General features: G+C 28.4%; 6 protein-coding genes. All 6 read right to left on the reverse strand.

Features of this window, described 5'->3' with window-relative positions; translation table 11 throughout:
• Window positions 1-51 precede the first annotated feature (51 nt).
• Entirely contained in the window at window positions 52-180 is a 129-nt protein-coding gene (locus VIO64_RS12725; RefSeq protein WP_331918756.1) for a hypothetical protein, read from the reverse strand.
• 4 nt (window positions 181-184) lie between these two features.
• Window positions 185-1,297 (reverse strand): hypothetical protein, encoded by a 1,113-nt coding sequence (locus tag VIO64_RS12730; protein WP_331918758.1) that lies wholly within the window; start codon window positions 1,295-1,297, stop codon window positions 185-187.
• Window positions 1,298-1,319: 22 nt separating this feature from the next.
• A complete protein-coding gene (locus VIO64_RS12735; protein ID WP_331918760.1) occupies window positions 1,320-1,589 on the reverse strand; it encodes an acyl carrier protein in 270 nt (89 codons plus the stop codon).
• Between the two features lie 29 nt (window positions 1,590-1,618).
• Entirely contained in the window at window positions 1,619-2,848 is a 1,230-nt protein-coding gene (locus tag VIO64_RS12740) for an MFS transporter (protein ID WP_331918762.1), read from the reverse strand.
• Between the two features lie 40 nt (window positions 2,849-2,888).
• Window positions 2,889-6,239: an amino acid adenylation domain-containing protein gene (locus VIO64_RS12745; RefSeq protein WP_331918764.1), complete on the reverse strand. Its 3,351-nt coding sequence runs from the start codon at window positions 6,237-6,239 to the stop codon at window positions 2,889-2,891.
• Between the two features lie 108 nt (window positions 6,240-6,347).
• A partial coding sequence (locus VIO64_RS12750; protein WP_331918766.1) for a condensation domain-containing protein occupies window positions 6,348-8,387 on the reverse strand: 2,040 nt, incomplete at its 5' end.

Genomic DNA, 8,387 nt, shown 5'->3' on the forward strand with positions numbered 1-8,387 from the left:
CCAAGACAGGGTTTATAATATGTACGAATATATATCCAATAGTCGGTTTTTTTAGCAACAACCGCAGCAGCCATTACTTGATGGGCAAACTATTTCTTCCAATTCTTCTAATTCATCCAAGTTAATTAGATCATAATTGTTTGATACAGCTTCCTCCATCTTGTTTTTTTCGTTATCCATAAACTCACTCCTCCTGACATTTAATTATTTTAGATACGACAAATTTCAAATTACTAAATACTTTAGTTTCTTCTTTCATGATTAAATTTAGACCTTCATAAGCAACTTTTAAAAACTCTTCTTTTTTGTCTACTCGAAAGTTTGCGATTGAGATGACTCTGGTGAAATTCAACCACCTCCTTCCAATCAAACTTATATCTTTACTTATTGAATCTAATTCCTTACTATTGACTTGTACTGAAAGTTTTTTTATTACATCTGCAAACTGCATACGATATAAACTATTACTTCCATAAAGCAGAGTTTTTCTAAGAATTCTAAATCTTATTGAAAATAATTTATCTAATACTTCTTTGCTAGAAGTTCCCTTAACAATGTGATCATTAAATAATTTTAATTCATCTAAAAGCTTGTTCATTCCTATTACGCCAACACAAAGATCATTTTCTTTTTGTAACTCTCCTAAGTTATTTCTGCATATGCTAATTATACTTTTTAAAATTATTCTGTCCAAGTCTACATTATTATTTTTACAAAAACTATTCTTCTTTTCTAGTGTATAACCAGAACCATTAGGAGATACAGGCAATGAGTTGGAGTATGCTGCGATTAAAAACTTTTCAAACGGTACCTTTAACCTATCATCTACAATCCCTTCAACATTCTCTCCCACATATTCTATCACAACTTCTTTATTATGAAAATCTACATCAATTACTTCAACAGATGTTAAATTTCTAACAGTAGGTATTTTTGTACTGTTTACTGCTTTATAGTTTTTAAATATCTCCTCGTCTACATAACAAATAACATAATTATTCTTAATCTTCTTATCAATAAAATTAATTAATTGTTTGTTTTCAATATTATTAAAATCTTCTTTTTCCATATCTAACTTTTTAAATACATTTTTTTCATATTGTATATTAAAGCTACTACTATACCAAAGATTGATATTGCTTGTCAGGGAATAATTAATGTTATTAAATAAAAATGTTATTGCCTCACCCAATACAATTATCATTTGTTCTTCAATTTCATAGCCTTGTCTTTTAAGTATTTTTTTTAAAATTCTTGTCCTATTATCATTTTTGAATTCACTGTTCCTATCTTCCACAATAATAACCTCTATAATATTTCTATTTATTTTCAATAATCTCTTTCAGAGCATTAACAATTCCCTTTACTGTCTTCAATTCCTTTAAAGTAGATGGCTCAATTACTATATCAAGTTTTTCTTCCAATATACTAAGTGCCTCCAATAACTCAAGGGAATCCCATCCTAAGCCGTCCTGAAACAGTCTAGTATCTTCTGTAAATCCATCTACTGAGTTTTTTACATCTATACCCAAACACTCAAAAATTACTTCATGTACAACACTTTCCAAATATTTCTCATCCACCTTCATACAAAACACCCTCTTTATATATTTGATTATCATTCATAACTATTTTTCTTTCTGAAATAATATACCCCACATATTGCCATAGTGCCAACAAAACATATTAGCACCATGCAGCTCCATAATTGAAATAATCCAAAAGCCCCCAATATATATCCGCTTAGCAATGGTCCAAGTACGGTTCCAGAACCTGAAATTATTGTAAATATTGCGTTATAAGTTCCCCTGTTATTTTCATCCGAATTTTCAGCAATAAATAATCCATTGTTAATATTTATTAATAACTGAGCTGTTGCCCAAAAACACATAGCACAACAAATTAAAATAATATTGCTGTTAAAAGCTATTAACGCCATGCCTATTGTATATATAATCCCTGCAATTATTATGTTTACAATGCAAGAATTTTTTTTAGTTATTTTACTAACTACCAGATTGAAAATAAAAAATGCACTATAATAAATAAAACTCAATAATCCAACCCATTTCTCAGTTTCTGATTTGTTGATAGCTTCTACTTTGTATGTTAATCCATATGTTAATTGGGAAGATGCAATTGAAAAAGTGATTAGAATTATTGAGAAAATTATAAGAGTTTTGTTTTTTGTATCTATTTTAATATAATTTTTCTTTTTGTTTTGCTTTTTCTTTGATGCTTTTTTCTCTGATTCTTTTTTCTTTGGAATATAATCTTTATATAAATTTTTTAGCAACATAGTTGAAACTATACTAAAAACAAGAAGGATTGTAAAAAACAGCTTATAGTTCAAATCAAATAAGCTTGATGCAACTAACGAAATCCCTGCCATACCTATACTTGTCCCCAGCTGCAGCATCGCAAAAGTATTTTTTCTCTCCTCTTCTTTACTAAAATCAATTGCTGTAGACACAATCACCGGTTCTAACCCGTTATTGATACAAACTACTATTATCAACAATAAATGCATTATAAAACCATTATTAAGAAATAAACTAATCGCTAATAACACTATTGTTATGATTTTAAAGAAATTAAAAGTAACTTTTCTACCTAATCTATCTGACAAAACTCCCGCAATTATTGACATTGGAACATAGGATATTCCTATTATTGCTGAGATTAGACCTGTCTCTTCTTTTGAGTAATTTGCATTCTTAAGCATTATAATAATATAGGTTGCCAAAATTATACTTGTTGTATGAAAAACCCTAATCAGAAATATTTTTATAATATTATCATCTACACCAACTAAATTCCTTATTTTTGCCAAGCCAGAATTGCTCATATTTCTTTCTCCTATTACCTAAAGCCTTTGTTCAATAGTTTTAATTTATCAATTCTACGTATTTATTTTTTAAATAGTCCTCAATTTCTATCTTTTTTATATCTTTAAAAGGCAGGTTAATCTGTAATTTTACAATTTCATCATAAACTTTACAATTAAATAGTATAAGTTTTTCATTGCCTGCATATTTTTCATCAAGCTTAAATTCCTCATTATCCATCATCACCTGGAAATTAAATACAATCAGTGTGTTGTTAAAAATATTTTCCAGTAAATTATTTATTCTAGGGTATTTTTCTTTTAAGTTTTTATTTTTTGACAGTTCTGAAAAATTAATGTTTTTTTCTGACAATAAGCTTAATTGCTTTGATATTAGGTCCTCTGTCAATTCGCAATTATCTTCTATTAGAAATGGAACGTAATCAATAAATTCACCTATACAATTATAATATTCTTGATTAGAATACTTTCTTCCATAGTTAATAAGCAGTACAGGCAACTTATTCATTGAAAAATACTTTTTAAGCATGTCTTTAAATAATCCATAGATAACTTTAAAATAGTTGATGCTTTTATCTTTATTTTCAGAATCTAAAGTTAACTCTAAAAAAACATTACATGAATTATCGTAGTCTTTCAATGCATTATTCATTTCACTTACAGCCAAGCTGAAGCTTTCAAGATTAAAGTCGGATATTATTAGCTCTTCCGCTATAAGCTGAGGTCCTCTTATTATATTCTTTACATAATCATAGTATTGAAGATTACTTCCACGCATTTCTTTTTCCAGTAATATTTCTTTAAATCTTGATTTTAAGACTTGTCTACTATACCCGTCAAAAATAATATGATTAAAAATCAAAACAAGTTCTTGCTCCACAAGATTCTTTTTTACAAGAATCACTTTGATCAGTTCTGTACTGGCTAATTCTTCAATATTTTTCATAATGGTGCTATATACATCTTCTGCTTTATAAAAGCTTACATCTGATAAATCGAATATCGGAATATCAATCTCACTAATATCTCCATATTCCTTCCACAAATATTCTTCATTATCTAATGAATATGTACTTCTCAATAAACTTTGCTCGTTAATTACTTTTAACAAGCCGTTTTTTATGAATTCCTCACTATACTTTTCCTCCAATTTTATAACAACAGTTATGGTTTCATTGTTTTCAAGCCTTATCTTTTGTGCCCCTGATAACGGATATTCTCTAATTACTTTTTTAGAAAGCAATTCCTTTCTATAGAACTCTATTGCATTTTCCAACTTGTATTTATATGTTTCTAACAGCTCTTCTATAGACTTTTCATTAAATATTTCATCAATTAATTTTGCATCTTCAATTTCATTAATATGAACTTCTTCCCCAATGCTCTTAATATAATGAGGTCTTATTTTGGGATTAATCGTGTCATCTATCATCTCTTCTATAAGATTAATATTGTTTTTTCCATCACCAGAAACTAATATCAAATTATATGATTCAATGGTTTTATAATGTATGTTTAATCCTTTTTGTCTGAATCTATCTATTATCTCATCCTTGGTATTTATAATATATGTTTTATTTTTACTATTTAATATTTGTTTAGATATATTTTTTATTGTTGTGTATTCAAATATATCTCTTATATTAATATCAATACCTTCCTTTTTAGCTTCAGTTACTATGGATATAGCTTTTAATGAATGTCCTCCTATATGAAAGAAATCATCGTTTATTCCCACCTTATTCAATTTTAAAACTTTTTCCCAAATAGCTGCAAAGGTTCTTTCGATGTCATTAGTCGGCGGTGCATAATCTTCTTCCGAAATCACATTTCCACCAATTTCTCTCAATCTTTTTATATCTATTTTCCCATTATTATTCAATGGCATATTATTTACACTTATAAAATTGGACGGTATCATGTAATCTGGCAATAATTCTTTCAAATTATTCCGTATTTTATTAGAGATAAAATTATCTCCCACTAATAAATAAGCTGATAAAAATTTGTTACCTTCTTCATCTTCATCTGCTACAACTTTAACTTCCTTTATTCCATCTATCTTTAATATTACGTTTTCTATCTCTCCAATTTCGATTCTCATTCCTCTTATTTTTATTTGATTATCCACTCTACCAATCACTTCAATATTTTTATCAGATAAACGCCGGCCATGATCACCTGTTTTATAAATAATATCATTGGGATTATTAGTGAAAAAATTTCTGAAAAAAGAACGTTTAGTTAGTTCTTTATCATTACAATAACCTGATGATATATAGGGAGTTCTAATATATATTTCACCAACCACATTATCAGCACATTCTTTAAGGTCCTTATCCAGTATATAACATTGGCAAGAGCTTATAGGTTTTCCAACAGGTATAATGGATTTTTCACCGTCTTGATATTTTATCCTATAAAAAAACTTAGCAAGAGTTGTTTCTGTTGGGCCATAGAGATTTACTAATTGAATATTTTCCTTGGCTATATCCAGAATCCTTTTTATATCGTTTCCTCTCAAAAGCTCCCCTGCTAAAAAAATATATTTCAAATCACCCAAATCTTCAATTGTTTCAACCGCCTGAGACAATCTTTTAAATAAAGATGGCACAATATGAATAATTGTAATATTATTTTCTCTAATCCATGATAGTAATCTTTTAGGCTCAAGAATTATTTCTTTTTCATCTGGTATACATAAAGTACCTCCAGATAATAAAGGTACAAAAACATCTCTTAAAAATGGATCAAAAGTCATTGGAGTCAATTGACTTACCACAGAAGTATCATCTATTGAGAATTCATTAATTTCCCATTCTATAAACTGAGTCAAACTCTTATGCCTTCCCAAAACTGCTTTAGGCTTTCCGGTTGAACCTGAAGTAAAATATATGTAGCAATTTTTATTTTGGCAAAATTCATATTTTTTATTGGTATCTTCTGAATAATCTGAGATATAAAAAACCTTGTCGATAGAATTATTGGCATCCCCTGAATCAATTATTAAGATATTCACATCAATCATAGCTTTACTAATCAGCGAAGAAACCTTACCCAAAAGATCATGACTTGTAATAACCCATTGAGCTTTTATCTCTTGCAGCATAGAAATTGTTCTATTGCTTGAAGTTGTATGATCCATTGGTATAAAAACCTTGCCGCCTTTTATTATCCCAAGCAGAACATTGATAAGTTCTATACTTTTATCCAATATTACATAAACATTATCACTTTCCGCACAATGATCCATTAAAAACCTGGCAATTGTGTTGGAGTTTTGTTCCAGACTCCTGTAACTTATGCTGCGTTTCCCGCATTTTATTGCGATTTTATCAGGATTGATTTCTGAAAAATTTTTAATTTTCTTATCTATAGTTGATAATTCCATTTTGCCACCTCTTAGTTTATAACATATAATACTTCAAAAGGAAAAGTTTTCTCTCTTATAATGTACAAGCTTTAAATGTAAAAACTTTTCCCGTTCATTTATTTTAAGTTAGTCATTAAAGAAATCATCATTATCAAAGTCAAAATCCTCTATTAATTCAGCATTTTCACTTTGTATTTTATATTCTATATCTTTAATAAGAATCTCATGGTTATTAATAACTGAATTAGTTATCTCTTTATAGTATTTTGTAAGTCTTTCAATGATTTCATCATTAAATTGTTGTTTGTTGTATATTATTTCAACTCTAAAATTATCCTTGTTTTCGTATATGTAGAAAACTATATCCGATTTAGGTATATATATTTGACTTTCTGAGTATTTTAATATTGCATTTCCTAACCTTATTTCGTCTAATTCATCACTTTCATAGGGTAGAAAATTTATCATAATCGAATAAAGTGCTTGTTTATTTAATTTATACTTTTCAGAAATCTTTTCATGCAGTTCTTCGTAAGGATAATCCTGATTAGCTAATGCATCCATAAGTGAATTGTTGGCTGATTTAATATATTCCTTAAAGTTCATTTCCCCATCAACAAAAGTCCTTAAAAGTATAACATTGGTAAACATCCCTATAATATCTTGCAACTGCTCAGAATTTCTGCCTGATACCGGTACACCTATTGTAATATCCTCAACATTCAATTCCTTTTTAAGAATAATATTCAATATCGATGCAAAGAAACTGAACTTTGTAATAGATTGTTGTACAGAGTATTTCTTGATTTTCGATTTCTCTTCTTTGTCAAAATAGAATTCTACTCTGGCACCTTCAAGAGAATTATATTCACCTGAATTTTTATTTGGGAATTCTACATAAGTGAAATTTCCCAATTTATTAATCCAATAGTTCTCCATATCTTTAATACTATCTGAGCTCAAATATTTTTCCTGCCATACACTAAAGTCTTTGTACTGTATCTCCAAATCTTTTGTTGGTATACCGTTATATATTTTAACTAATTCCTCTACCATTATTTCTATTGATACGCCATCTGATATTATGTGATGCATATCTATCATTATCATTTGTTTACCGTTCATCATGTTAATTAGGAAGACTCTAAATAATGGTAATTGTTTTAGGTCATATGAAGAAATAAGACTCTTAATTACTTCCTTTTCATCATCCGTTTTTGATTCAATTATGTTTATTTTAAAATCTATTTCCTCATGAACCCTTTGTACCGGAACACCATCTGTAAATGCAAAGGTAGTCCTCATAATTTCATTTTTTTCTATTATCTTCTTAAAGGAATGCTCTAATTTTGTTATATCCAACTCTCCATCAACATCTAATACAAAAGGTGTATTATAAGTTAAATCTTTCTGGCTTATTTCATTAACAATTAAAAGTCTCTTTTCAGCTCTTGACAAAGGATAATTTCCATTAAATGCATTCTTTTCATTCTCTGATAAAGGTTTTATTATCAACCTGTCGTTAAAAGTTTTTAAATTGCTTTCAAAATCTGAAGCAGTATTTTCTGTAACTTTTTTATCTTTACAATGATTTATAATATTTATTAAATTATGCTTATAATCATTGGCAAGCATTTCCACTACATGACCATCCAAATAGTTTTCATTATACGTGAATACAATTTTTAGGCTTTGTCTTTCTATACCGCCTTCAATATCCAAAGCAAATAGATTTTCAGACTTTAAGCTTACATTATTGCCTGTACTTAATTTAGAAATTTCAAAAATACCACCTGTAAATTCTTCATCGAATTGTCCCAAATAGTTAAAACAAATCTGAGGAGTTATCTTGTCCTTTAACTTATTTTCACCAATATATTTAAGTATGCCATAGGATAAACCTTTGTTAGGTATATGTCTTAAGTTTTCCTTTGTATCCTTTATTATTGAGGAAATGTCCTCTTTATCCCTAACTTCTAAAACAACCGGATATTCTGTTGTAAACCAACCTACAGTCCTATTTATATTTATATCTTTATAAACAGCCTCTCTGCCATGCCCTTCCAAGTTTATTAAAATGTCCTTGTATTCTGTCCATTTATTTATTGTTAAGGCCAGTGCACTTAATAAAATATCATTGGCTTCTGTATTATAAGCTTTGTTGAC

The sequence above is a fragment of the Pseudobacteroides sp. genome (assembly GCF_036567765.1).
Taxonomy (GTDB): domain Bacteria; phylum Bacillota; class Clostridia; order Acetivibrionales; family DSM-2933; genus Pseudobacteroides.